Here is a 23,447-nt window from a genome sequence, read left to right on the forward strand (position 1 = left end):
TGACGGGCGGGGATCACCCGCCGATAACGGCTTCCGCCTCGATTTCCACGAGGTGCAGCGGGTCGATCAGGGCGGCGACCTGCACCATGGTCGTGGCGGGGCGGATGTCGCCGAACACCTCGCCGTGCGCGCGGCCCACCTCTTCCCAGCGGCTGATGTCGGTCACGTAGATGCGGGTGCGGACCACGTCGGACAGCTGCGCGCCGGCCGTTTCCAGGGCGGTGCGGATGATGCCCAGGGCCGCGCGGGTCTGCTCGGCGGGGTCGCCCTCGCCGACGACCTCGCCGTTCACGGTGGCGGTCGTGCCGCTGACCTGCACGGTGTTCCCGATCTTCACGGCGCGCGAGTACCCGATCTGCGCTTCCCAGGGGCTGCCACTGCTGATGTTCTGACGCATGACCCAGCGTAAACGGCCCGGCCAGCAGCGCGCAGCGCCGTCGTCTGACCCGGCCTGTGCCGCGCCGCGTGACAGGCGACGCGGGACAGGCCACGGACTCGCTCTCCATCACCCGTCAACCGGAACCCATTCATACGGACTCCGTCTGCTGCGTTGATAGCCCGGAAGAACGCCGGGGGGCCGACTCCGCGCCCGGAACCCGCCTTGCTCCTGCTCGCATCCGCTCGGGTTGAATGAGTTGTACAAGCCATTCAACCCGAGTCCGTATTACTCCTCGTACAGTTCGCCGGTGCGGGGCTTGAGGGTCCAGTCGGTGACCTGCCAGCCTGTCGCGGCGCGGTCGAGGTTCACGGTCAGGGTGTGGCGCTCGCCGCTGACGTACTCGCTGTCGGTGCGGTCGTCGGTGAAGCCGACGGTGGTCGTGATGACGGCCTGCGCCTGCGCGGGGCTGTCCTGGGTGAGGGTGACGCTGCCGAACGTGAAGTTCCCCAGGCGGCCCAGCGGGAAGTCGGTGAGACCGCGCCGGGTGTCCAGCCACGGGCGGGCGCGGGTGACGGCCGCACCGATGCGGCGCTGCACCTCGGCGGTCTGCGCGGCAGTGCGGGGCACGCTGCGGTACTGCGAGGCGACGTGCCCGGCCACGCTGCTCAGGTCGCTCAGCAGGGCGGCCGTGACGGCCAGCGGGTCGTCCCGCAGTTCGGTCAGGGCGGCGCTGCCCACGCGGTACGCGGCGTAGCGGACGCTGCCGCTGCGGGCGTCGCGCAGCAGGGTGTCGTCCCGGCCGCCCGCGCGGCGGACCGTGACGGCCGGCCAGACGGTCAGGGTCGGCTGGCCGTACGTGTCGCGGGTCACGGGGACGGTCAGCAGGGTGGGGCCGGCCGTGATGTCCGCGCCGCGCGGCTGGAACAGGCGCAGGGTGGCGGCCCCGGTCACGCCCGGTTCCTGCGTGACGGCCAGGTACGCGCGCGTGCCGGGGGCGGTGAACGCCCCGCCAATGCCGCTGCGGGCGCCGTCCGCGTTCAGGCCGGCGCGTGTGGGCCAGTCCCGCAGGCCGAAGTCCGAGAGGTCCTGCCGGATGTCCGGGCCGTAGTTCGTCAGCCAGGCCCGGAAGGACGCGGGTTGCGCCGTCGCCCAGGTGTCGGCGCCGGCGGCGCCCTGCGTGACCGCGCGGGTGGCGTACTCGACCAGCACGCCCCCGCTGAACGGGTCGGCGTTCATGCCGCGCGCATAGGTCTGCATGAAGCCGGGGAAGGCGCGGGTGTTCTCCACGTACTGGCCGTTCAGGAACGAGTACACGGCGGGCAGTGGGGCGCTCTCGGCGAAGCTCATGCCGTACGCGTACGCGAATCGCCAGTCGGACCCGACCAGTTCCAGCGGGCCGCGTCCGTCCAGTTGCCGTACGTCCAGCCCGGAACTGTGCGCGCTGAATGCCGTAAGCAGTCGCCGGGGCGGGCTGGTCAGCGAGTACAGCGTGTGCGTGAAGCAGCAGTGGGCGCCGCCGGAAAAGCCGGCCACCAGGACTTCCGGGACGCCGTCGCCGGTCACGTCCCGGCACCAGTCCACGCTGACCATGGTGTCCTCGACCGTGGCGTAACTGGTCGCGCCGCGCGTGATGGTCACGCGGTCGGCCGGTTCCTCGAAGCCGTTCTCGCGCAGGGTCAGGGTGTACGCCCCGCAGGTGCGCGAGGAGACCTTCGTGGGCGTGGCGGCGGGCTGCGCGGCGGCGGGCGCGGCCAGCGGGAGGCTCAGGGCGGCGGCCAGCAGGAACGGCAGCGTGCCGGGGCGGGTGCGGGGCGTGCGGGGCTGGGTCATGCGGAACCTCCGGGAAGAAGTGGGTCGGTCTGGCGGGCTTCCCTCACAGCATGGCGGATCGCTGGGCAGGGGGCAGGCCGGGCGGGTCCGGGAAGGCGGGCAGATGCAACCCACGCCACACCCAACCTAACGCTCGTTAGGTACACTGGCGGAAGTTCCCACCCCGGAGGTTGCCCCCATGACCCACACGAACACCCTGCCCAGCGGCGAAACGCCCGAACAGCACGCCCACTTCGAGGCCCGCATCGCCCGTGGCGAGAAGATCGAGGCCGGCGACTGGATGCCCGCCGAGTACCGCCGCCAGCTCATCCGCATGATCAGCCAGCACGCCCACAGCGAGGTCGTCGGCATGCTCCCCGAAGGCGAATGGATCAGCCGCGCGCCCAGCCTCAGGCGCAAGACCATCCTGATGGCCAAGGTGCAGGACGAGGCCGGGCACGGCCAGTACCTCTACCACGCCGCCGAAACGCTGGGTGCCACCCGCGAGGACATGCTCGCCGCGCTGCTGTCAGGCAAGGCCAAGTACAGCAGCATCTTCAACTACCCCACCCACACCTGGGCGGACGTCGGCATGATCGGCTGGCTCGTGGACGGCGCCGCCATCAAGAACCAGACCATGCTCGCCGGGTGCAGTTACGGCCCGTACAGCCGCGCCATGGTCCGCATCTGCAGCGAGGAAACCTTCCACCACAAGCAGGGCAAGGAAATGATCGTCGCCTATGCCCAGGGAACCCCCGAGCAGCGCGCCATGGCGCAGGAATCCCTGAACCGCTGGTGGTGGCCCGCCATGATGATGCTCGGCCCGCACGACGCCGACAGCCCCAACAGCGGCCCCCTCACGAAATGGGGCATCAAGCTCAAGAGCAACGACGAGGTCCGGCAGGAATTCATCAACGAACACGTCCCCGAACTCCTCGAAGCGGGCCTGACCATCCCCGACCCACACCTGCACCAGGACGAGCACGGCAACTGGCGGCACGGCCCCATCGACTGGACTGAATTCTGGGCCGTCATTAAGGGCGAACGCGGCCTGAACCGCGAACGCCTCGGCACCCGACAGGCCGCCCACGACGACGGCGCCTGGGTGCGCGACGCCATGCAGGCCTACGCGGACCGGCAACGCGCCGTCGCGGCCGACTGAAGAACCCCTCAGTCAGCTTCGCTGACAGCTCCCCTCAAAGGGAGCCAGTGTGATGGTTGGCTCCCCTCCAAGGGGAGCTGGCCGCGCAGCGGACTGAGGGGTCGCCCCTCAGCCCAGAAAGGAACCCCATGACTCAACCTCAATCCCACTCCCAGCCCGCCGATACGCAGTGGCCGCGCTGGGAGGTGTTCAAGCAGGACGCCCAGGGCCGCCCGCATCAGGCGGTGGGCAGTGTGCACGCCGGTGACCCGCAGCACGCGTTGCTGACGGCCCGGAACGTGTTCGTGCGCCGCCCCGCCGCCGTGAGCCTCTGGTGCGTGCTGGAAAGCGACATCCTGACCGCCACGCCCGAGGAACTGACCACGAATCCCGCGCTGCTGGGCACGCCGGGCGAGACGGGCACGTACCACGTGGGCGTGAAACGCACGAACAAACGCTCCATGACCTTCGTGGATCTCAGCGGCACCGTGCAGGCCACGGGGAGCGGCGACGCGCTGCGGCAGGCGCAGATCATGCACCCGGAAGTCCTGGCCTGGATGGTCTTCCCGGAAACGGTCGTCGTCCGCACCGACGAGGACCCCGGCACCGTCGAGAGCTGGTTCGCGCCCGCGAAAGACAAGACGTACAAGCAGCAGCAGCATTACGGCGTGATTGGCCGTCACGTCGGCGAACTTAAACGCGCGGGCCTGATGCCGGGCCGCGCCCCCAGCGAGGACAGCGCATGACCACTGGCACCCAAGCCCTCACCGACACGCAGACGCAGGCCCTCCTCCTGAAACTCACGGTCCTCGCCGACGACGAGATCGTAGTCGCGCACCGGAACGGCGAGTGGACCGGGCACGCCCCCATCCTGGAAGAGGACATCGCGCTGGCGAACATCGCGCAGGACGAACTGGGCCACGCGGGCCTGTACCTGACCCTCGCGCAGAACCTCGGCGGCAGCGACCCCGATCAGGTGGCGTTCTGGCGCGGCCCGGACGACTACCTGAACACCCGCCTCGTGGAACTCCCGAAGGGCGACTGGGCGTTCACGATGATCCGCCAGTTCCTGTACGACACCTACGAGGCCCTCTGGCTGGAGGCCGCCACCCGCAGCACCTACGCGCCCCTGGCGGAGATCGCCGCGAAAGCCGCGCGTGAGGAGAAATTCCACCTGCAACACACCGCTCTGTGGGCCGAACGCCTCGCCCTCGGCACGCCCGAAAGCGAACGCCGCACCCAGGCCGCCCTGACCGAACTGTGGCCGCACGCCGCGCAACTCTTCCAACCCACCCACGGTGAGGCCGAGCTGACCGCAGCGGGCATCCTCCCCGACCTGAACGCCGTGCACGTCCGCTGGACCGACCTCGTCACCCGGCACCTCACCGAGAAATGCGGTCTGACCCTCCCCGCCACCCCCGACGCCCAACCGGGCCGCGACACGCACACCGAACACCTCGCCCCCCTGCTGGAAGAAATGCAGAGCGTCGCGCGGGAATACCCCACCGCCGAGGTCTGGTGAAACGGTTGAAGGTTGATAGTCGAAAGTTGATGGAGGAACACACCTCATCGACCATCAACCTTCAACCATCTACGGTCTGGGCCGCGCTCGCCAGCGTCCCGGACCCCGAGATTCCCGTCGTGAGCATCACGGACATGGGCATGGTCCGCGACGTGACCGTGAGCGACGCGGGGCGCGTGACCGTCACGTTCACGCCCACCTTCAGCGGCTGCCCCGCCCTGCACGTCATCCGGGACAGCATCGAGCAGGCCGTGCGTGACCTGGGCGTGACGGACATTGAAGTAAAAAGCACCCTCACGCCCCCCTGGACGACCGACTGGATAGGCGACGACGCCCGCGAACGGCTGCGGCAGTACGGTATCGCCCCCCCCGCCCCCACCGGGGAAGGACAGCTGATTCAGCTGGACGCGGAACCCACCCGCTGCCCCCGCTGCGGCAGCCTGAACGTCCGCATGACCGCCAGCTTCGGCCCGACGTTATGCAAACGCATGTACGTCTGCGACGCCTGCCGCGAACCGTTCGAGGGGTTCAAGAGCCTCTAGGTCACTCAGCGCATTTCAGGTTATTTGACTCCAGTTGTTATTAGGCATGCGGTGAAAAATGAATTTTCTACTGGGGATAGGTTGATGTGGAGATAGTCTTTGTATTCTAGGGGAAACAGTCCGGAGGGGTTGCTGATTCCAGGCTCTTTAAATTTATAATATACATATATTCCCTTGGGTCTATCTGCTTTTAAGTCGCTCCATCCACTAATGTCATATTTGAGTGAAATAAGAGATGAGATGATTGACTCCATGACTTTGGCTTGATCTCCGGAATAAGTATAAGATTTAAAACCAATGAACACCTTTCCATCGGTAAGAGCTCTTTCTCTGTAATATTTAATGAGAGGCTCGCAACTCTTGGCCGCATCGGCAGACTCTTTGAACCCTGCACTCTGAAAATATTTATCAAGCTTGGAAAAATTTTCTCTCATTAGATATATGCGGTCAAGATTCTTGATGGAGGGTGAATGATTTGAGTATGTTGTTGAGGGCGAGCAGGACATACAAAGGAATCCAACCAGGGTTAATGCCGCGTTGGGCTTCATGGCACAATATTATCACATTTGAAAAAATATTTCCATGAGGAGGGCCTGCCGAGATAGATTGTTTTTAATCATTTTTTTTGCCCAAGCTATTATTCTAGGGCGGGAGTTTTAAGATGGATTGTTTAATGGTGAATTTCTATTTCAATAGGAGATCTAAGGGAAATACAAATGCATTTGAACAAAAACTCAATTCTGCAGATCGCGTAAATTTAGGCGGTGATTTATTGGGCCTCCTGCGAAAGTGGGTTGTTGGTCACCTCGCTTATCCGCTGCTGTCGTCTGCAAGGAGAAATCGCCGCGCATATTCAGGAGTCAGAGTGACTTTCGCAGGAGGTCTATTCTATCAGTGTGAATTTCTGGAAATAAGAATTTTAAGCGGTCAGCACCACCGGTTTTCCCTCGGTGATCATGATGGTGTGTTCGACATGGGCGGCGATGCCGCCGTCGGTGGTGGCGAGGGTCCAGCCGTCGCGGCGGGTGCGGACGCGGGGGCTGCGGCCGGTGCTGATCATGGGTTCCACGGCGATCACGAGCCCCTCGTGCAGGGGTTTACGCAGCGCGGGGCGGTAGTAGTTGGGGACGTCGGGTTTTTCGTGGATGGCGCGGCCCACGCCGTGCCCCTGAAGTTCCGGCAGGAGCGTGAAGCCCCGGCGCTGCACCTCGGTCTGGATGGCGCGGCCGATGCCGTTCAGGGGTCGTCCGGCGCGGGCGGCGTTCAGGCCCTGCGCGAGCGCAGCCTCGGCGGCGGCGATGAGGTTCGCGGTGATGGGGGAGACGGGCGGCACGGCGACCGTGATGGCGGCGTCTGCGACGAATCCGCCGACGTTCGGCGTGACGTCGATGCACACCACGTCCCCCGCCTGGAGTGGGCGGTGGGTGGGGAGGCCATGCACGATGTCGTCGTTCACGCTGATGAATACGTTCACGGGCGCGCCGTACTCGGCACGCGGGGCGGAGAACGCCCCGAACCTCGCGAAGACCTGCTCGGCCAGGGCGTCCAACTCGGCGGGCGTCACGCCCGGTTCGACGGCGGCGCGCAGGGCGTCCAGGGTGCGGGCGACGACCTTCCCGGCGAGGGTCATGCCGTCCAGTTCATGCTGCGTGGTGATCGTCATGCGGCAGTGTAAGCGCCCGGTCGGGGCCGGGAGTGTGACGATCGGGTGACCCGTTTCTTTTCTCCTCCCCCTTGCCTTGCAAAGCTGCGCAGCAGAGGGGGGAGGCCGGGAGGGGGTGCGCGCAGCGCATGTTCGCCTGGCTTCCGCCTCAACTTCCGTTCGATTCTTCTTTCTCTTCCAAGGAGCGTTTTCTGTGACTCAATCAATCACCCCTGAGATTCTTCGTCCGGCGTCTTATGTGTCTGGCTCGTGGCGTGCGAATGCGGATGGGCAGTTGCTCTTGGACGCGGTGTATGGGCGTCCGGTAGCCGTTATTTCGTCGGAGGGTGTGGATTTCGGGGGGGCGCTGGCGTATGGCCGGCGGGCGGGTGGGGCGCTGCGGCGCATGACGTTCCATGAGCGGGCGCGGGCGCTGAGGGCACTGGGCGCGTACCTGATGGAACGCAAGGAGGCGTATTACGCCATGAGCACCCTGACGGGGGCGACCCGGCGGGATTCGTGGGTGGATATCGAGGGTGGGATCGGCACGCTGTTCAGTTACGCGAGTGCGGCGCGGCGGGAACTGCCGGACGAGCGCTTCTGGCCCGACGGCAAGGTGGAGCGGCTGGGGCGGGAGGGGACGTTCGTGGGCCGTCACCTGCTGGTGCCGCGTGAGGGTGTGGCGGTGCAGATCAATGCGTTCAACTTCCCGGTGTGGGGGATGCTGGAGAAGTTCGCGCCCGCGTTTATTGGTGGGATGCCGAGTCTGGTAAAGCCGGCGCCGCAGACGGCGTACCTGACGGAGCGGGTGGTGCGCGACATTGTGGCGTCGGGCCTGATTCCGGAGGGGACGCTGCAACTGGTAACGGGGGAGCCGGGGTCGCTGCTCGATCACGTGGAGGAGCAGGACGTGGTGGCGTTCACGGGGTCGGCGGCGACGGCGGCAAAGTTGCGGGTGCATCCGGCGATCGTGGGGCGGTCGGTGCCGTTCAACGCGGAGGCGGACAGCCTGAACGCGTCGGTGCTGGGCCTGTCGGTGAAGCCGGAGGACCCGGAATTTGCGCTGTTCGTGCGGGAGGTGGCGAGGGAGATGACCGGGAAAGCCGGGCAGAAGTGCACCGCGATCCGCCGCGCGATGGTGCCTATCTCTCTGATCGAGGCGGTGACGGAGGGCCTGCGCCGCGAACTGGCGAAGGTCACGCTGGGCGACCCGGCGCGTGACGACGTGCGGATGGGCGCGCTCGTCAGCGTGGAGCAGCGCGAGCGGGTGCGCGAGACGCTTGCGAAGCTGGCGGGGGAGACGCGCGTGCTGATCAGCGGCGAGGCGACCCTGCTGGGCGGTGACCGCGAGAAGGGCGCGTTCCTCGACCCGACGGTGCTGCTGTGCGAGAACCCCCTGACCGCGCGGGGGCCGCATGAGCTGGAGGCGTTCGGGCCGGTGGTGACGCTGCTGCCGTACGACTCCCTGGAGGACGCCGTGACCCTCACCAAGCTGGGCCGGGGCTCGCTGGCTGGCAGCATCGTCACGCACGACCGGGCCGAGGCGACCGAGCTGGTACTGGGCATGGCGAGCTCGCACGGGCGCCTGCTGGTGCTGAACCGTGACAACGCGCGGGAGAACACCGGGCACGGGTCGCCGCTGCCGCAACTGAATCACGGTGGGCCGGGCCGCGCTGGGGGTGGCTCGGAACTGGGCGGCCTGAGCGCGGTGCGGCATCACATGAACCGCGTGGCGGTGCAGGCCGACCCGACCATCCTGACGGGCATCACGCGCGAGTTCGTGCCCGGCGCCGAAGTGACCGAGGATGTCGTCCACCCGTTCCGCAAGTCCTTCGACGAGATCCAGGTGGGGGACAGCCTCCTCACGCACCGCCGCACCGTGACCGAGGCGGACATCGTGAACTTCGCGGGCCTGACCGGCGACCACTTCTACGCGCACGTCGATGAGATCGGCGCGAAGGAGGGCATCTTCGGGAAGCGGGTGGCGCACGGGTACTTCCTGATCTCGGCGGCGGCCGGGCAGTTCGTGTCGCCCGCGCCGGGGCCGGTGCTGGCGAACTACGGCCTGGAGAACCTGCGCTTTATCGAGCCGGTCGGCATCGGGGACACCATCCGCACCCGCCTGACCTGCAAGCGCCGCATCCGCAAGGACCTGCGGCCCGGCGAGATCCGCCCGACCGGCGTGGTCGAGTGGCGCAGCGAGATCACCAATCAGGACGGCGCCCTGGTCGCCACGTACGATATTCTCACGCTGGTCGAGCGGGCGCGCGATGCCTTCGACCCGCCTGTGGAGGTGCCGGGCTCACTGGCCTGAACGCGGGCCGTCTGGGCATGGGCGTTTCATACGCGGCGGGCATTGTGCTGAGTGTCTCTTTATGCGCGCTTCACCTGACGGCTGGCGGATGCTTTATCCGATAAAGTATCCCGCATGGAATACCGGAACCTCGGCAAGAGCGGTCTGAAAGTCAGCGAAGTCGCCCTGGGCGGCTGGGAAACGTACGGCGTCGGTGTGAACGAGCAGCAGATGGTGCGCGACATCGTGACCGCCGCGTACGACGGCGGCGTCAACTTCTTCGATCAGGCCGACATCTACGCCAAGGGCCGCAGCGAGGAACTGATGGGCAACGTGCTGCGTGAACTGCCGCGCCACACGCTGGTCATCAGCTCCAAGGTGTACTGGCCCATGAGCGACGACGTGAACGACCGTGGCCTGAGCCGCAAGCATGTCCTGCACAGCATCGACGGCAGCCTGAAGCGCCTGGGCACCGACCACCTCGACGTGTACTTCGCGCACCGCTACGACCCCGACGTGCCCATGGAAGAGATCGTCATGGCCTTCGATCAGGTCATCCGCGACGGCAAGGCCCTGTACTGGGGGACCAGCATGTGGCCCGCCGCGCGCATTGCCCAGGCGGTCGAGTTCGCCCGTGCGAACGGCCTGCACGCGCCCATCACCGAGCAGCCCGAGTACTCCATGATCCGCCGCGACCGCGTCGAGAAGGAGATCCTGCCGTACACCGAGACGGCCGGCGTGGGCCTGGTCGTCTGGAGCCCGCTCGCCATGGGCCTGCTGACCGGCAAGTACGACGACGGCAAACCCGAGGGCGCGCGCCTGACCGAGAAGGAAAACTGGGGCAAGAACTTCCTGACCGACGAGAACATCCAGAAAGTCCGCGACCTGAAGGCCTTGGCCGACGACCTGAACATCACCCGCGCGCAACTGGCCCTCGCCTGGATCCTGCGGCAGAAAGGCGTGAGCAGCGTCATCACGGGGGCCACGAAAGTCCAGCAGATCGAGGACACCGTCAAGGCCGCCGGCGTGCGCCTGAGCAGCGACGTGATCGAGCAGATCGAAACCATCCTGACCCGCTGACAGCGGCGTCTGTTCGCGCGGCCCCCTCCACCCCGGAGGCGGGCCGCCGGTTTTGCTGCCCGCGCCCTAGCTCCCAGCGGAGTCCGTATCATACCAAGAGTTTCCACTTCCCTGCTGATGTCGTGTCACGCGGCGTCAAGCAGGGGGCCGTCCTGCTCCATCCCGGTCAGGACGTACTTTTCGGCATTCTGAGCTGCCTGCCGTTGTGCGGCCCGCCACGTCATTCCCGGTACTTCCCTACGCACCCGTAACACCGCGTGAAAGGCCTCCACCACGCACCACACCCAGTTCTCCTGCGCCTGGATCGTCCGGCAATGACAGCGTCCCAGTCCCAGGTTCTGCTTGAAGAACCGGTGAATCACCTCAATTCCCCAGCGGGCCTTCCAGGCCCGCAGCAGTGAGCGAACCGTGACGTCACCACCAAACGTGCTGAACAGGAAAAACCGTGTCCACTCCCCGTGCACCTTGCGCCACACGATCAGGACATCGAACCCACCGACCTCACGGGTGACCGACAATCGACGGACACGCCACCCGAACTCCGCGTACAGGTGGCAGCGTTCTGGAGGGAACTGCCGACTCAGCGCACCGAGGGTGAGTCCCTCACCCTCGAACTGCACGGTCATATTGGCTTTGGCACGGATCAATACCGGAATCTGATGCTCGCGACTGAAGGTCACAGCCGCGTCCCGCCCGAACTCCCCATCCAGGAGGAGACCCGCCATGGGGACGCCCGCCGCGAGGCAATCCTGGACGACGTGGATCATTTCCTGAGTCGCTGTACGGTAAGGATAGCGCTCTGTATGCAGGGCCTGGGAAACCTTGAAGCGCTCCAGCAACGGAACTGGATCTTCACCGAACCTGACCAGGGCCGCGGAGGTGAACTGATGGCCCAGACGGGTCTGGGCCTGACCGCTGTAGTGGTAGTTCACGCCTTCCATCGTCCGTCCGGCGTGGGGCACCATGACGAAATCAATGGCCAGGAACGCGCCCTCCGGCGCGTTCCTGGCTCGACGCTTGAAGTCCTCCGTGGAGGCGAAGGAGTCCCGCGCCATCTCTTTGGAGATGGCACTTTTACACAGGGTGCTGTAGGGGATGAGGCCACTGAGGCTGGTGACCCGGTTCAGCTGAGCGGTGATGATGCTGTGCGGTAGGCTGGGGATGCGAGGCATAGTCACTTCGCATAAAGGCCCATGAGACCGGGGAATTTCAAGCCCCTGCCTCCTGGGCCTTCGTGCTGGTCGCTATTCCCTCGCCTGTGGAAACTCTTGATCATACGGATTCCGTCTGTTTCGTTAACAACCCGGGACAGCACCGGGTTGCCAATTCCACGCCCGGAACCCGTTTCTCTCCTGCTCGCGTCCGCTCGGATGGAACGGTTTTTGCAAACCATTCCATCGGAGTCCGTATCAGTCGCTGGGTGGGTACACGCGGTTGCGGCCGGCGCGTTTGGCGCGGTACAGGTGCTCGTCGGCCTGCGTGAGCGCCTCGGGCAGGCGTTCGCCGGGTTCGACGGCGTACCCGACGCTGGCGGTCAGGTTCGTGCCGGGCAGCAGCGCGGCCCAGTCGTGGCCGGCCACGGCGCGGCGGCACGCTTCGGCCAGCGCGTGGGCCTGCGCGTGCGTGCCGACCGGGGTGATCAGCACGAACTCCTCGCCGCCGTAGCGGGCCAGCAGCGCCTGCGGCCAGCGGGTCAGCTGCGCGCGCAACAGGCCGGCCACGCCCTGAAGCGCCTGGTCCCCGCCCGCGTGAGAGTGCCGGTCGTTCACGCGTTTGAAGTGATCGATGTCCAGGAACAGTGCGGCCAGCAGGTCCGCGCCGTTCCCGGTCAGGGCCAGCAGGCCTTCTTCCAGGCCCCGGCGGTTCAGCAGGCCGGTCAGTGGGTCCTGGCGGGCCTGGGTTTCGGCGTGCCGCAGGCGGTCCTGCCAGGAACTGGCGTCCTGGCGGGCCTGTTGCAGGTCGTGGGCCAGTGACAGGTGCCGCTGGGCGGCCGTGTTCACGCGTTCCAGGGCCTCCTGGGTGTCCTGCAGGGCGTCGCGGGTCACCTGCAGGGCCTGCGGGTACTGCCCGGCGCGTTCGTGCAGGGCGGCCACGGCCCGCAGGATCACCTGCGTGTCCCGGTGGCGTTTCTGGCTGCGCACCAGGGTCAGCGCCTGCTGGTAGTCGGCCAGCGCGGCGGCCGGGTCGCCCTGCGCCTCGTGCAGTTCCGCGAGGCACATGGGCACCTCGATGTACAGCTGCTGGTCGAGGTCACTGCTCATGGCGGCGGCCCGTTCGGCGGCCTGCTGCGCGCCGCTCAGGTTGCCCAGCAGCAGGTGCAGGGCGCTCTCGTGCGCGTGACACAGCACCTCGGCGGTCAGGCTGGGGTGGGTGCGCAGGGACGTCGTGGCGGCGCGCAGCACCATCAGGCCCTGGCGGGCCGCCTGCTCCGCCGCTTCCGGGCGGCCCCGGTCGCGGGCGCGGCGGGCCAGCAGCACGTACGCGGCCGCGCGGTTCTCGTGCAGGTAGTTGTTCAGGTCATGGATGATGTCCGCGTCGCTGAGGGTATGAATGTGCTCTTCGAGCAGGTTCAGCTGGTGCAGGGCCTCGCCGGGGTCGCCCGCGCTGTTCGCCAGCCACCCCAGGTTCACGAGGGCGTTCCCGATATCGCCCGGATGGCCTTCTTGCTGCGCAGTGCTCAGGGCTTCCTGCAGATCCTGCCGGGCGCTGTTCATGTCGCCGATCAGCATCTGCGTCAGGGCGCGCACGTTCACCACCGATGACCGCAGGTGACTCAGGCCGTGCTCGTGAATCAGTTCGGTGGCGCGCGCCACGCTCTCCTGCGAGCGGTCCGGCTGGTTCAGGTGCGCCGCCACGAACCCCAGCCCGACCAGTGCCAGGACTGCTTCCTCGGGCGCGCCGGCCTGCATGGCGAGGTCCAGGGCCGCCTCGCCCAGCTGCTGCGCGCCGCGCATGGACGAGTCCCGCGTGAAGCGGGCAATGGTCACCAGCGCGTGCGCCCGCTCCTGGTCGCTGGCCACCGAGTGCCACTGCGCGAGCAACTCCGGCGGGAGAGCCTCGGGCAGTCCCGGCAGGCCAGGAGTGAGTGGGGCGGACATGACAGGCATTGTTCCTGATTGTGCAGCGCGGCGTATCAAGTTTCCATGAAGTCGCTCTCCCGGCCCCCCCCCATCACCCCCAGCGAGGGAGGGGAGAGCGAGGGGAGGCGGCGGCACAGCGCGCGCAACCCGGCGCCGCACCGGGCCGCCGCAGCACCGGGCCGGGCCGTCCGCAGAAAGACTGACGATTCGGCAGGCGGCGCGCGCCTATGCTGAGCCGCGTGAACGCCATAGAAACGCAGGAGCTGCGCAAGGAATACCGGGGCCGGGCCGTGGTGGAGAGCCTGACCCTGACCGTCCCACCGGGCGAGGTGTTCGGATTCCTCGGCCCGAACGGCGCGGGCAAGAGCACCACCGTGAAGATGCTCCTGGGTCTCGTGCACCCCACGGGCGGGCGCGTGCAGGTGCTGGGCGGCAGTCCGCACGATCCGGCCGTGCGGGCCCGCCTGGGCTTCCTGCCCGAGCAGTTCCGCTTTCAGACCTGGATGACCGCCGAGGAATTCCTGCGGTTTCACGGGCGGCTGGCGGGCCTGAAGGCCGCCGAACTGAGCGCCCGCATCCCGCAGGTGCTGGAGACCGTGGGCCTGGGCGGGCGCGGCGGCGAGAACCTGGGCGGCTACAGCAAGGGCATGTTGCAGCGCGCCGGGCTGGCCGGAGCGATCCTGGCCCGCCCGGCGCTGGTGTTCCTGGATGAACCGACCAGCGCCCTGGACCCCATCGGGCGGGTCGAGGTGCGCGAGATCATTGAGCGGCTGCGCGGCGAGGGCACGGCCGTGTTCCTGAACTCGCACCTGCTGTCGGAAGTCGAGCAGGTGTGCGACCGCGTGGCGTTCGTGAAACAGGGCCGCGTGCTGCGGCAGGGCAGCATGCGGGAACTGATGGGCGGCGTCCTGCCGCTGGACGTGCGCGTGGACCACCTGCCGCCGGGCCTGCTGGAGACCCTGGCGGGCCTGGGTGAACTGCGTCACACCGATACGAACACGCCGGGCCGCGCCGACGTGGAACTGTGGCTGGACCACGAGGACGCCATTCCCGCCGTCGCCAGCGCCATTCACGCCGCCGGCGCGCGCCTGTACGCCCTGAACCCGCGCCGCCCGGACCTGGAAACCATGTTCCTGGATCTGATCGAGGATACCCCGGACAGCAGCGCCCGCACCGCCCGCCTGGGCCAGGGGGCCGCTCGTGCGTAACGCCCTGCTGATCGCGGAACTCTCGTTGCGCGAGGCGGTCCGTAAACGCCTCGTGAGCGTGTTGCTGCTGCTGACCGCCCTGTTCCTGGGCTTCTACCTGTACGGCATCGTGCGGCTGGAAGGCACCCTGGACCAGCGGTCCCTGGACGCCGGACTGGACGGCCGCAGCCTGAACGGCGCGTCGAACCTGCCCGTCATCTACTCGGCCATGTTCGGCATGTACCTCGTGTACTTCCTGGGGTCCCTGATGGCCGTGCTGTCCACGGTGGGCGCCGTCAGCGGCGACATCGAGAACGGCGTCATGCAGAGCGTCATCGCCCGGCCCATCAGCCGCGCGCAACTGGTGCTGGGCCGCTGGCTGGGCTTCAGCGCCGTGAACCTCGGCTACGTGGCCCTGCTGAGCGCCGGCCTGCTCGGCGGCGTGTACGCCATCACCGGCTACCTGCCGCCCGCCCCGCTGGCCGCGACCGGCCTGATCCTGCTGTCCACGCTGCTGCTGACCGCCCTGACCGTGCTGGGCAGCACGCTGTTCACCACGCTCGCCAACGGCATCGGCGTGTTCGTGCTGTACGGCGTGGGCTTCACGGGCGGCATCCTGGGGTCCATCGGCACGTTCGCCGACACGCCCACCCTGACCACCCTGGGCCGCACCGCGAACGCCCTGATGCCCACCAACGCCCTGTGGCTGGGCGCCAGTTACCACCTGCAACCCGCCGTGGCCCTTCAGATCAGCGAGGCCTCACGCGGCGCGAACCCCTTCTTCGCCAACGCCCCCATCGCCGCCGGTCTGGTCGTCTGGGCTGTCGTCCTGGCCGTCCTGGCCGTCCTGGGAGGCATGTACCGCTTCAGCCGACGCGACCTGTAAGAGGGGGTGATGGTTGAAAGTCGATGGTTGATGGAGGCGGCGATTCCCTCCATCAACCATCAACCTTTGACCATCACCGGCTGCCAACGGCTGCTTATCTGATCTGTCCGAGCTGGCCGCCCGTCTCGAACCAGAGGGTGCCGCCCGCCGCGACGGTCAGGGCGCGGGGGCCTCCGCCGGGCATGGCAGGTAGGTCGATGGTGACGGCGCGGGTGTCGCCCGGCCCGGCGCGCAGCAGGTCGCCGCGCACGGTGTCGGCGGCCCAGACGGTTCCGTCGGGGGCCACGGCAACCTCGCCCGCGCGGGCGTTCGTGCCGGTGGGCAGGGTCACGCTGCGCTGCTTCCCGCTGACCGGGTCGAGGTTCCACAGGCTGCCGGTGCGGGATTCCGTGAACCACAGCGTGCCGTCCGGCGCGGCGTTCAGGTTGCCGGGCACGCTCACGCCGGGCGTGCCGACCGGGAACGCGCGGGACTGCCCGCTGGCCGGGTTCACCTGCATGACTGCCGGGGCGTCGCCACGCCGCGTGAAGTACAGCAGGCCGTCTGTACCCAGCGCGGCGCTGTCGGGCGGGCCGTCCGTGGGAAGGCGGCTGACCGCGCCGCCCACCGGGTCCAGCAGCAGCACCTGCGGCTGCCCGTACGCCGTGAATGCCACGCGGCCGTCCGGGAGGACCAGCAGGTTGTTCAGCGTCTCGACCGTGCCTGCCAGGAACCGCTGCGTGCGGCCGTCCGCGCCGCGCCGCAGCAGGAAACTGCCCTCGGCACTCACGCCGCGCACCGCCACCCAGACGTCTGTGCCGCTCACGGCGTGACTGGTGATGGTCTCGAATCCCGTGACTGGGAAGGCCAGGGGCGCGAAGGTGGCGTCCGCCGGGTTGAAGCGCATCAGGCTGTGCCGCGAGGCCTCGTCCGCGCTGGCCGGCGCGCGCAGCAGCACCTGCTGGCCCTGCGTGCGGGCGGCGCTGGCCAGGTAAGGCGTGCCCGCCGGGATGGAGTGGGACGCGCTGCCCAGCACGGTCACGGTCACGGTCTGCTGGCGCGTTCCGGCCGTCACGGTCAGTTGCACCGACCCACCAGAGGCGAGGGCCGCGCCGCCCAGCGTGACGGGCAGCAGGGTGTCGCTGCCACTGGCGACCGGGGTGCCCACGCTCAGCTGCGCCCCCGCCTGCCCGGCCGCGAGGGCCGCACCCACACCGGCCGGTGACACGCTCCGGACGCGCAGGCTGCCGCTCTGCGCGAACGCGCCCACCACCGCCGCGCCCTCCACGCTGACCACCAGCGCGCCCGGCGTGACGTTCCCGCCCGTGCCGGGCGCCGCGCCGCTGACTGCGGGCGTGCCCGTCCCGCCGCAGGAGGCCAGCAGCAACGACGCCGCCAGCAGCAGCGCCGGGGTGCGCCAGCCGCGCGCGGGCCGCCGCAGGGGGTGGGTGGGGAGAGCGGTGAGGGATCGCTTCATGCCCGGATTTCAACACGCCGCGCCTTGCGGGACCCTTACGGACACGGCGGCCCGCCACTCAGTGAAGCGGGGGTCTCCCGAAGTCCGTTCTGCTCCTCCTCTGCGGGGCAGCTCTACGAGTCGCGTCCGCTCGGACCCAGCGGCTTTGCAAGCCATTCAATCGGAGTCCGTATGACACCCTCAGCGGCGGGCGGTGCTCAGGCGGCGCGGCAGGGCGTGCAGGTCGGCCACGCTGGCCACTGGCAGCAGCGCGTCCAGGAACGGCAGGGCCGCCATGATCGCCCGCTGCACCGGCTGGTAGCCCGGCAGGGCCGCCAGCGGCGAGAGCCACACCACCTGTCCCGCCTGGGCGCGCAGGTCCCGCAGCGCCCGGCTGACCAGCGCCGGCTCGCCGGTATCCAGCCCGTCACTGAGGATCAGGACCAGCGTGTCGCGGTTCACGCGGGCGCGTTCCTCGCGCGCCAGCCGCAGCAGGTTCTCGCCGATGCGGGTGCCGCCGCCCCAGGCTTCCCCCAGGTCCGGCAGGGCCAGGGGCACGCCCGGGGCGGCCTGCCGCAGCGCGGGCGTCAGGCGGGTCAGGCCAGTACTGAAGGCGTAGACCTCCACCCGCCGCGAGCGCAGATGCAGCGCCTGCGCGAACCGCAGTAGCAGCGTGGCGTCCGCACCCATCGAGCGGCTCCCGTCGATCACCAGCAGGAAGCGCGGCGCGCGGCGCGGGCGGCCCAGCCAGCGCAGCAGCGTGGCGTCCCCGGCAGTGCGGGCGGCGGCGCGCAGGGTGCGGCGGGCGTCCAGTTTCGGCCCCCGGTTGGGTTGCGGTTTCAGGCGGCGCGCTCGGCCCAGTTGCAGCGACCGCACCAGCGCCGACGCGGCCCGCAGCAGCTCCGGCAGGTCGTCGCCGCCCGCCTGCACGGCCTGTCCCGGCGCGGCGTTCGGGCTCAGGCGGGCGCGCAGGCTGGGCACGGCCGCGTCGTCCGGCGGGGCGGTGTCGTCGCCGTCCAGCGGCTGGCCCGGCGCCTGACTGTCCGGCGCGTCCTCGTCCGGGTCCGGCGCGTCGTCCGGGGCGGGCGCGCGGGTGGGTTTCGGCGCGGGTTGCTGGCCGGGCCGGGGTGGGGGCGGCTGTCCGGCCTCGGTCTGCTGCTCGGTGCCCGGCGCTTTCGTTTCCGGCAGCAGCGGCGGCAGTTTCGGCTGCGCCGCGCCCTCCACCCGGAAGAAGGCGTTGAATTCCAGGTCGAACAGCCGCGCCTGCTCGGGGCTGGCACTCAGGACCGCCCGCAGCGCCCCGCGCACCTCGCGCCGCTCCAGCACGTCCACCGCGCCCAGCGCCCGCAGCGCGTCGGCCGTCTCGCCCGGCCCGATCAGGAAGTCGTGCCGGTCCCGCAGCCGCGCCGTGAACGCCGACACCTGCGACGCCAGGTCCGGCGGGATGACCCCCAACCCGCTCACGCGCCCGACTGGTGGCCCGCCGCCGCCTGCGCCGCCAGCCCCTGCAGGGTCGGCGCGGCCAGCAGCTGATCCTCCCGCAGTTTCAGGACCGCGCCCAGCGTCGCGCGGATGCCCGCCGCGTCCAGGTGATCGGCGTGCAGGCTGACCAGCGCCGCCGCCCAGTCCAGCGTTTCCGCCACGCCCGGCGGTTTGCCCAGCGGCAGGGCGCGCAGGGCGTGCACGGCGTTCGTGACCTGCTGCGCCAGCGTCTCGTTCACGCCGGGCAGGCGCGCGTGGACGATGGCCAGTTCCTGCGCGCGGCTGGGGTACTCGGTCCAGTGGTACAGGCAGCGGCGGCGCAGCGCGTCACTCAGTTCCCGCGAGCGGTTGCTGGTGAGGATCACGTGCGGGCGGGTGCGGGCCTCGATGGTGCCCAGTTCCGGCACGGTGATCTGCCACTCGGCCAGCAGTTCCAGCAGGAACGCCTCGAAGGCGTCGTCGGCGCGGTCCACCTCGTCGATCAGCAGCACAGGCGCGCGCTCCTCGCGGATGGCCTGCAGCAGCGGGCGGGCCATCAGGAAGCGCTCGCTGTACAGGTCTTCGTCGGTCACGCCGCCCAGCCCTCCCAACTCGGCAGCGCGCAGGTGCAGCAGTTGCCGCGCGTAGTTCCACTCGTACAGCGCCGACTGCGCGTCCAGGCCCTCGTAGCATTGCAGGCGGATCAGGCGCGTGCCGAGCACGCCGGCCAGCGTCTTGGCGGCCTCGGTCTTCCCGACCCCGGCCGGACCTTCCAGCAGCAGCGGCTTACCGAGCGCCACGACCAGCCGCAGCGCGGTCGCCAGGGCGTCGTCCGCCACGTACCCGCGCGTCAGGAAGGCCTCCTGCAGGTCGGCGGGACTGGGCCACGCGTCCGGGGCGGGCCGCGCGGCGTTCACGCGGCCCTCATGTCGGTGGGGGGGGTGAGGCGCGCCGCGCCCGTCTTACAGCAATTCTTACAAGACATGTTTCTCTCTCCTGGCGCGGCTCCAGCCGGTTCGGGCCGCGATCTTAATGTTCGGGTGTGGCGGGGCCGGTGACGGGACGGTGAGAGTCCGGAGCGTACCGTTCCAGCATGACGTTTCCCCTGATGCTCTGCGCGATGATCGCCCTGTTCTCCGGCCTGCACTTCGGGCGCCGCTTCGCGCAGGCGCACCGGGACGGCGGGAACATCCTCCTGCCCGCCCTGGCGCACGGCGTGATCGCCGCGCCGCTCATGGTCCTGACCGTCCTGATGGACCCCACCGAGGCCGGCCTGCTGTGGATGGCCGTCGCCCTGACCGCCCTGATGAGCCTCGCCCTGGGCGCCCTCCTGCCCGCCCCGGTCGCTGCAGGCCGAGCCGCCCGCCAGAACGTGGCCCTGGCCCCGCAGCGCGTGGCCGAAACGGCCGCCCGGTCCTCCAGCGCCGCCTGAACCCGGCCCGCCGACCCGAACGAACACAACCCAGCTGGAAACGTCATCAGGCCGCGCCGCCCCCTCCGACAGGAGCCGGGCGGCGCGGCTGCGTGAGGGCCCGTGCCGTGCGGGCGCAGGCCTGGCAGGCGCGGGCCGTTCAGGTGAAGGGAACGGCACCCCCCGGCGGATGAAAGTCACGCGCGGCTGCGGCAGACTGGGAGTATTCACGGGCCGACGCCCACCCCCACCCGCCGCACTCCCGGAGGCCCCATGAGCCGCAGCAAGACTGGCCGCACCCTGAACACCCTGATCCGCCTGGGCCGCGCCCTGACCGACACCGACCCCACCGACACCCGCGATCCCGTGCAGGCTGCCAGCAGCGTGCTGCGCGGCCCGGTCGACAGCGCCGCCGAACGCCTGCGCGCCGCCGGAACCGAGGCCCGCACCCGCCTGGGTGAACGCGCCGACGCCCGCCTGGAACGCCTGATCACCGAACGCCGCGCCGGGCAGGACACCCGCCCCGACCCGGAAGCGCTGGCCGTGCTGGCCCGCCGCCGCGCGGAACGCGAGGCCCGCGTGGCCCGCATCCGCGCCCGCGAGACGCTGCTGGCCCTGGCCCAGACGCCCGCGCAGCGGCAGGTGCTGAGCGCTGTGGTCGACGCGACCCCCTGGGCGGGCGGCGCGCCGGACACCGAACTGCGCTATACCGCGCTCCTCGACCGCCTCGCGCCGCGCGGGGACGCCGCGACCGAGATGGGCGTGCACCGCGCCCTGTGGACCCTGGCCGAACGCCGCGTGCTGAGCGTCTCGCCGCACGGCCTGATCCGCGCCGAACCGCTGCGCGCGCCACTGGCCCTGCCCAGCAGTGAACGGGCCATCAGCGAACGGGACAGCGGCGAGCCGGACAGCAGCGAGCCGGACAGCAGCGAGCCGGACAGCATTGACTGAGCCGGGCCGCTGCTGACGGGCCGCAGCAGACCAGCCCGGAACCGTGCCCACCCGACCAGGGCAGACCGGAACAGGGCAACCCGGCCCCCCACGTGGGGTGAACCGGGCTGCCCTGCACGGCCGCAACCTTGTCACTCAGGCCAGCGTGCTGCTGGACGCACTGACGTGCGCGCTCATGTTCTCGAAGGTCTTGGAGATCAGCTTCTGCGCCTGGGCGTCCAGCAGGCGGCCGCCGACCGTGGCGACCGGGCCGCGCATGGTGGCGTCACCGGTCCAGTCCAGGGTGGTCGTGCCGTTGCCGTTGTCCACGACGTTCGCTCCGGCGGTCAGGTCCACGACGCTGCCCAGCCCGCCGCCCTGCACCTTCACGCTCACGCGGTTCGCCGCTTCGTCAGGCAGCACCTCGATCTTGAACTTGAACTTGCCGCGCACCATGCCCACGCCGACCTGCACGGTGGCGTCCATGTGCGTCTGGTCGTGCACGACGACCTCCTGCACGTCCGGCAGGCAGCGCGCCACGCGCTCCGGGTCCTGCACGAACGCCCACACGGCGGCGGGGGGGGCCTGCACCTGTTCCTGACCTGAGTAACTGAGTTTCATAGCGGACCTCCTGCGGCGCGCGGGCCACGGTGAATTGACAGAACAGCTCTCATTGTAAAGCGGCGGGGGTTGAAGAAAGATTGGCGGCCCCTACCATCTGCCGCTGGCCTGCTGCCCCGTCAGGCCGGTTGCGGGTCCGGCCGGCACTACCATGCGGGTATGACCGTACCTTCTCACGCGCCACAGGCTCACGGTCCCGTCGCGGGCGTGCTGCTGGCAGCCGGGCTGGGCACCCGCATGGGCGGCCCCAAGCAACTGGCCCCGCTGGCCGGGCGGCCCCTGGTGCGGCACGCCGCGCAGGCCCTGGCGGACGCCGGGCACGACACGCTGCTGTGCGCCGTGCCGCCCGGCGAGGTGGGCGACGGTATCCGCGAGGCCCTGCGGGGCCTACCCTTCGCCTTCGTGGTGAACCCGGACCCGGCGCGCGGCCTGGGCAGTTCTTTCCGCGCCGCCGTGGGGGCCCTGCCCGCCGGGCTGGCCGCCGTGAACTTCGCGCTGGCCGATATGCCCCTCCTGACGCCCGCCGTGCACGCCGCGCTGATCCGCGCCTACCGTGAGACCGGCGCGCCCGTCGTGCTGGCCGAGTACGCGGGCCCGGACGCGGGCCCTGGCGTGGCCCCGGTGCGTGCGCCCCCGCACCTGTTCCGCGCGGACCTGCTGGCGGCCGTGCGGGACGCCCCGGACGCCGATCACGGCCCCAGGCACCTGATCCGCGAGCACGCCGCGCAGGCCGTCACGCTGACCTTCCCGGCCGCGCTGCTGCTGGACGTGGATACCCCCGAGGCGCTGGCGCAGGCCGAAGAGTGGCTGAAGGGAACGTAGGCAGTGAAGTGGGGGAGGTGGGGTGCGGGGCTGTGTCCCCACAGCCCCCACCCGTACAGCCCCCACCCGTTACCTGGGCGGCGCGCCGGGCAGGTCGACCGGGGTGACGGGAATGGGTTCCCCGAACCGGGCGTACTTGCGGGCCCGCGCGGGTTCGCCGCGCCCGCAGAACACCGTGATGGCGGGCAGGCCGTGCACGTTCACTTCGGCCACGGCGAGGCGGCCGGTATCGTACGCGCCCAGGTCGATGTACAGGTGGCGGCCCATGCGTGACGGCGTGGGAACCGGTGTGTGCCCGTGCACGGAGTACATGACCCCGTCGGGCAGCGGGAACGGTCCCTCGAAGGGCCGCAGCCACAGCGCCGCCGACAGCGGGTTGGGGTGCTGCGGGTGCCGCACGGGCGGGGAGGCGTGCGCGATCATCACGCTGGGGTGCGCGGGCGCCTCGTCGTGGATGTCGCCGTCGGCGGTGACGTACACGACGCGCCGCAGGACTTTCAGGTATGCCTCGAGCAGCGGCGGGAATTTTTCGAGGGTCAGGCCGCCCAGTTCCGTGCGGACGGTCTCTCCGCCGGCGCGCATCCACCACTGGTAGCCTTCCATGGCCTTGCGGTAATCCCCAAGGTCGTGGGTGCCCTCGTACTGCCGGTACCATTTCACGCCTTCCTGCATCATGCGTTCGTGGTTGCCCATCAGCAGGGTGGCGCGCCCGGCGGCGTGCAGTTCCATCAGTTTCTCCACGACGGGCATGGAGCGCGGGCCGCGGTCGATGGCGTCGCCCAGCGACACGTAGTGCGCGTCCGGGAAGCGTTCGAGGGTGGCGCGTAGCAGGTCCGGGCGGCCGTGCAGGTCGGGAATGATCAGCACCTGCCGGCTCACGGGCGGTCCTCATTGCCGGGCCGGTCCCCGCTGTCGGGCCGGTCACTGTCGGGTTCGTCGCTGAAGTCCAGCAGCGTCTGCTTGCTGCGTTCGCGCAGCAGGGCCGCGCCGTTCGGGTCGGGCGTGAAGGTCACCTGCGCGCCGCTGACGCTCACGCGGTACGCTGCGCCGTCGGCCGCGCCTGGCAGCCACTCGGCCGGCAGTTGAAAGGTGCGGCCCCGCAGGTCCTCCACGTCCGCCAGTCCGGCGTCCTCGTCCAGTACGTCTATGACCAGCAGATTCTCGGGCTCGGCGTGCATCCCGGCAGTCTAGCGCGCCGCTGTGAGA

Annotated in this window: 23 protein-coding genes; 11 read left to right on the plus strand and 12 right to left on the minus strand. The window is 69.4% G+C overall.

The annotated features are described in order from the left end of the window. Positions 1-13: 13 nt before the first annotated feature. Both M8445_RS06545 and M8445_RS06550 read right to left on the minus strand, forming a co-directional pair. On the minus strand, positions 14-397 hold the full coding sequence (locus M8445_RS06545) for a RidA family protein (protein ID WP_273990515.1): 384 nt from the start codon (positions 395-397) through the stop codon (positions 14-16). Between the two features lie 267 nt (positions 398-664). Continuing rightward, complete coding sequence (locus M8445_RS06550; protein ID WP_273990516.1) at positions 665-2,209, minus strand: hypothetical protein; 1,545 nt, start codon at positions 2,207-2,209, stop codon at positions 665-667. A 178-nt stretch (positions 2,210-2,387) separates the two neighbouring features. Here M8445_RS06550 and paaA point away from each other — a divergent pair, with 178 nt between their 5' ends. The 4 genes from paaA to paaD all read left to right on the plus strand — a co-directional run bounded on the left by paaA (position 2,388) and on the right by paaD (position 5,393). Then, the gene (gene paaA / locus M8445_RS06555; protein ID WP_273990518.1) at positions 2,388-3,350 is read left to right on the plus strand and encodes a 1,2-phenylacetyl-CoA epoxidase subunit PaaA; all 963 of its coding nucleotides are present in this window, start codon (positions 2,388-2,390) and stop codon (positions 3,348-3,350) included. Positions 3,351-3,478: 128 nt separating this feature from the next. Then, positions 3,479-4,075, plus strand: coding sequence for a phenylacetic acid degradation protein (locus tag M8445_RS06560; RefSeq protein ID WP_273990519.1), 597 nt, complete (start codon positions 3,479-3,481; stop codon positions 4,073-4,075). Beyond that, positions 4,072-4,851, plus strand: a complete 780-nt coding sequence (paaC, locus tag M8445_RS06565) for a 1,2-phenylacetyl-CoA epoxidase subunit PaaC (RefSeq protein WP_273990520.1) — start codon at positions 4,072-4,074, stop codon at positions 4,849-4,851. The genes M8445_RS06560 and paaC overlap by 4 nt, the downstream gene beginning before the upstream one ends. 29 nt (positions 4,852-4,880) lie before the next feature. Next, positions 4,881-5,393: a 1,2-phenylacetyl-CoA epoxidase subunit PaaD gene (gene paaD / locus M8445_RS06570; protein WP_273990521.1), complete on the plus strand. Its 513-nt coding sequence runs from the start codon at positions 4,881-4,883 to the stop codon at positions 5,391-5,393. 20 nt (positions 5,394-5,413) lie between these two features. Here the strand turns inward: paaD and M8445_RS06575 are convergent, their stop codons facing one another. Then, complete coding sequence (locus M8445_RS06575; protein ID WP_273990522.1) at positions 5,414-5,941, minus strand: hypothetical protein; 528 nt, start codon at positions 5,939-5,941, stop codon at positions 5,414-5,416. Positions 5,942-6,312: 371 nt separating this feature from the next. Further along, positions 6,313-7,056, minus strand: coding sequence for a type I methionyl aminopeptidase (map, locus tag M8445_RS06580; RefSeq protein WP_273990523.1), 744 nt, complete (start codon positions 7,054-7,056; stop codon positions 6,313-6,315). A gap of 193 nt (positions 7,057-7,249) precedes the next feature. On the opposite strand from map, the gene paaZ reads away from it, so the two are divergent. Both paaZ and M8445_RS06590 read left to right on the plus strand, forming a co-directional pair. Beyond that, complete coding sequence (gene paaZ, locus M8445_RS06585; protein WP_273990524.1) at positions 7,250-9,349, plus strand: phenylacetic acid degradation bifunctional protein PaaZ; 2,100 nt, start codon at positions 7,250-7,252, stop codon at positions 9,347-9,349. 114 nt (positions 9,350-9,463) lie between these two features. Continuing rightward, complete coding sequence (locus tag M8445_RS06590; protein ID WP_273990526.1) at positions 9,464-10,408, plus strand: aldo/keto reductase family protein; 945 nt, start codon at positions 9,464-9,466, stop codon at positions 10,406-10,408. A gap of 125 nt (positions 10,409-10,533) precedes the next feature. Here the strand turns inward: M8445_RS06590 and M8445_RS06595 are convergent, their stop codons facing one another. Next, positions 10,534-11,580, minus strand: a complete 1,047-nt coding sequence (locus M8445_RS06595; RefSeq protein WP_273988203.1) for a transposase — start codon at positions 11,578-11,580, stop codon at positions 10,534-10,536. A 237-nt stretch (positions 11,581-11,817) separates the two neighbouring features. Next, a complete protein-coding gene (locus tag M8445_RS06600) occupies positions 11,818-13,506 on the minus strand; it encodes a GGDEF domain-containing protein (protein WP_273990528.1) in 1,689 nt (562 codons plus the stop codon). 209 nt (positions 13,507-13,715) lie between these two features. On the opposite strand from M8445_RS06600, the gene M8445_RS06605 reads away from it, so the two are divergent. Beyond that, the gene (locus M8445_RS06605; RefSeq protein WP_273990529.1) at positions 13,716-14,696 is read left to right on the plus strand and encodes an ABC transporter ATP-binding protein; all 981 of its coding nucleotides are present in this window, start codon (positions 13,716-13,718) and stop codon (positions 14,694-14,696) included. After that, entirely contained in the window at positions 14,689-15,561 is an 873-nt protein-coding gene (locus M8445_RS06610; RefSeq protein ID WP_273990531.1) for an ABC transporter permease, read from the plus strand. Before M8445_RS06605 ends, M8445_RS06610 begins: the two co-directional genes overlap by 8 nt. A 94-nt stretch (positions 15,562-15,655) precedes the next feature. Here M8445_RS06610 and M8445_RS06615 read toward each other — a convergent pair whose 3' ends face one another. From M8445_RS06615 to M8445_RS06625, 3 genes are all read right to left on the minus strand, one after another. After that, positions 15,656-17,017 carry a Vgb family protein gene (locus M8445_RS06615; protein ID WP_273990532.1) on the minus strand — a complete coding sequence of 454 codons (1,362 nt, stop codon included), beginning with the start codon at positions 17,015-17,017 and terminating at the stop codon, positions 15,656-15,658. A gap of 180 nt (positions 17,018-17,197) precedes the next feature. Beyond that, a complete protein-coding gene (locus M8445_RS06620) occupies positions 17,198-18,460 on the minus strand; it encodes a VWA domain-containing protein (protein ID WP_273990533.1) in 1,263 nt (420 codons plus the stop codon). Then, positions 18,457-19,374 carry an AAA family ATPase gene (locus tag M8445_RS06625; RefSeq protein WP_273990535.1) on the minus strand — a complete coding sequence of 306 codons (918 nt, stop codon included), beginning with the start codon at positions 19,372-19,374 and terminating at the stop codon, positions 18,457-18,459. The genes M8445_RS06620 and M8445_RS06625 overlap by 4 nt, the downstream gene beginning before the upstream one ends. 176 nt (positions 19,375-19,550) lie before the next feature. Between M8445_RS06625 and M8445_RS06630 the strand changes: the two genes are divergently transcribed. Further along, entirely contained in the window at positions 19,551-19,889 is a 339-nt protein-coding gene (locus tag M8445_RS06630; protein ID WP_273990536.1) for a hypothetical protein, read from the plus strand. Between the two features lie 252 nt (positions 19,890-20,141). Further along, a complete protein-coding gene (locus M8445_RS06635) occupies positions 20,142-20,819 on the plus strand; it encodes a hypothetical protein (protein WP_273990537.1) in 678 nt (225 codons plus the stop codon). Positions 20,820-20,954: 135 nt separating this feature from the next. Here the strand turns inward: M8445_RS06635 and M8445_RS06640 are convergent, their stop codons facing one another. Continuing rightward, positions 20,955-21,419 (minus strand): SRPBCC family protein, encoded by a 465-nt coding sequence (locus M8445_RS06640; RefSeq protein ID WP_273990538.1) that lies wholly within the window; start codon positions 21,417-21,419, stop codon positions 20,955-20,957. A 159-nt stretch (positions 21,420-21,578) separates the two neighbouring features. Between M8445_RS06640 and M8445_RS06645 the strand changes: the two genes are divergently transcribed. Then, on the plus strand, positions 21,579-22,241 hold the full coding sequence (locus M8445_RS06645) for a nucleotidyltransferase family protein (protein ID WP_273990539.1): 663 nt from the start codon (positions 21,579-21,581) through the stop codon (positions 22,239-22,241). Positions 22,242-22,310: 69 nt separating this feature from the next. Here the strand turns inward: M8445_RS06645 and M8445_RS06650 are convergent, their stop codons facing one another. Together M8445_RS06650 and M8445_RS06655 are read right to left on the minus strand one after the other, a co-directional pair. Beyond that, positions 22,311-23,120 (minus strand): metallophosphoesterase, encoded by an 810-nt coding sequence (locus M8445_RS06650; protein WP_273990540.1) that lies wholly within the window; start codon positions 23,118-23,120, stop codon positions 22,311-22,313. After that, the gene (locus tag M8445_RS06655) at positions 23,117-23,419 is read right to left on the minus strand and encodes a hypothetical protein (protein ID WP_273990541.1); all 303 of its coding nucleotides are present in this window, start codon (positions 23,417-23,419) and stop codon (positions 23,117-23,119) included. The genes M8445_RS06650 and M8445_RS06655 overlap by 4 nt, the downstream gene beginning before the upstream one ends. Positions 23,420-23,447: the final 28 nt, after the last annotated feature.

It is taken from the genome of Deinococcus aquaticus, from assembly GCF_028622095.1.
In the GTDB taxonomy this organism is placed as follows: Bacteria; Deinococcota; Deinococci; order Deinococcales; family Deinococcaceae; genus Deinococcus; species Deinococcus aquaticus.

Coding starts and splice junctions, on each gene's coding strand:
- M8445_RS06635 (WP_273990537.1), top strand. CDS start 20,142: ATGAGCCGCAGCAAGACTGGCCGCACCCTGAACACCCTGATCCGCCTG.
- M8445_RS06595 (WP_273988203.1), bottom strand. CDS start 11,580: ATGCCTCGCATCCCCAGCCTACCGCACAGCATCATCACCGCTCAGCTG.
- M8445_RS06605 (WP_273990529.1), top strand. CDS start 13,716: ATGCTGAGCCGCGTGAACGCCATAGAAACGCAGGAGCTGCGCAAGGAA.
- M8445_RS06630 (WP_273990536.1), top strand. CDS start 19,551: ATGACGTTTCCCCTGATGCTCTGCGCGATGATCGCCCTGTTCTCCGGC.
- paaA (WP_273990518.1), top strand. CDS start 2,388: ATGACCCACACGAACACCCTGCCCAGCGGCGAAACGCCCGAACAGCAC.
- M8445_RS06545 (WP_273990515.1), bottom strand. CDS start 397: ATGCGTCAGAACATCAGCAGTGGCAGCCCCTGGGAAGCGCAGATCGGG.
- map (WP_273990523.1), bottom strand. CDS start 7,056: ATGACGATCACCACGCAGCATGAACTGGACGGCATGACCCTCGCCGGG.
- M8445_RS06615 (WP_273990532.1), bottom strand. CDS start 17,017: ATGAAGCGATCCCTCACCGCTCTCCCCACCCACCCCCTGCGGCGGCCC.
- paaC (WP_273990520.1), top strand. CDS start 4,072: ATGACCACTGGCACCCAAGCCCTCACCGACACGCAGACGCAGGCCCTC.
- paaD (WP_273990521.1), top strand. CDS start 4,881: ATGGAGGAACACACCTCATCGACCATCAACCTTCAACCATCTACGGTC.
- M8445_RS06655 (WP_273990541.1), bottom strand. CDS start 23,419: ATGCACGCCGAGCCCGAGAATCTGCTGGTCATAGACGTACTGGACGAG.
- M8445_RS06590 (WP_273990526.1), top strand. CDS start 9,464: ATGGAATACCGGAACCTCGGCAAGAGCGGTCTGAAAGTCAGCGAAGTC.
- M8445_RS06640 (WP_273990538.1), bottom strand. CDS start 21,419: ATGAAACTCAGTTACTCAGGTCAGGAACAGGTGCAGGCCCCCCCCGCC.
- M8445_RS06560 (WP_273990519.1), top strand. CDS start 3,479: ATGACTCAACCTCAATCCCACTCCCAGCCCGCCGATACGCAGTGGCCG.
- M8445_RS06550 (WP_273990516.1), bottom strand. CDS start 2,209: ATGACCCAGCCCCGCACGCCCCGCACCCGCCCCGGCACGCTGCCGTTC.
- M8445_RS06600 (WP_273990528.1), bottom strand. CDS start 13,506: ATGTCCGCCCCACTCACTCCTGGCCTGCCGGGACTGCCCGAGGCTCTC.
- M8445_RS06575 (WP_273990522.1), bottom strand. CDS start 5,941: ATGAAGCCCAACGCGGCATTAACCCTGGTTGGATTCCTTTGTATGTCC.
- M8445_RS06645 (WP_273990539.1), top strand. CDS start 21,579: ATGACCGTACCTTCTCACGCGCCACAGGCTCACGGTCCCGTCGCGGGC.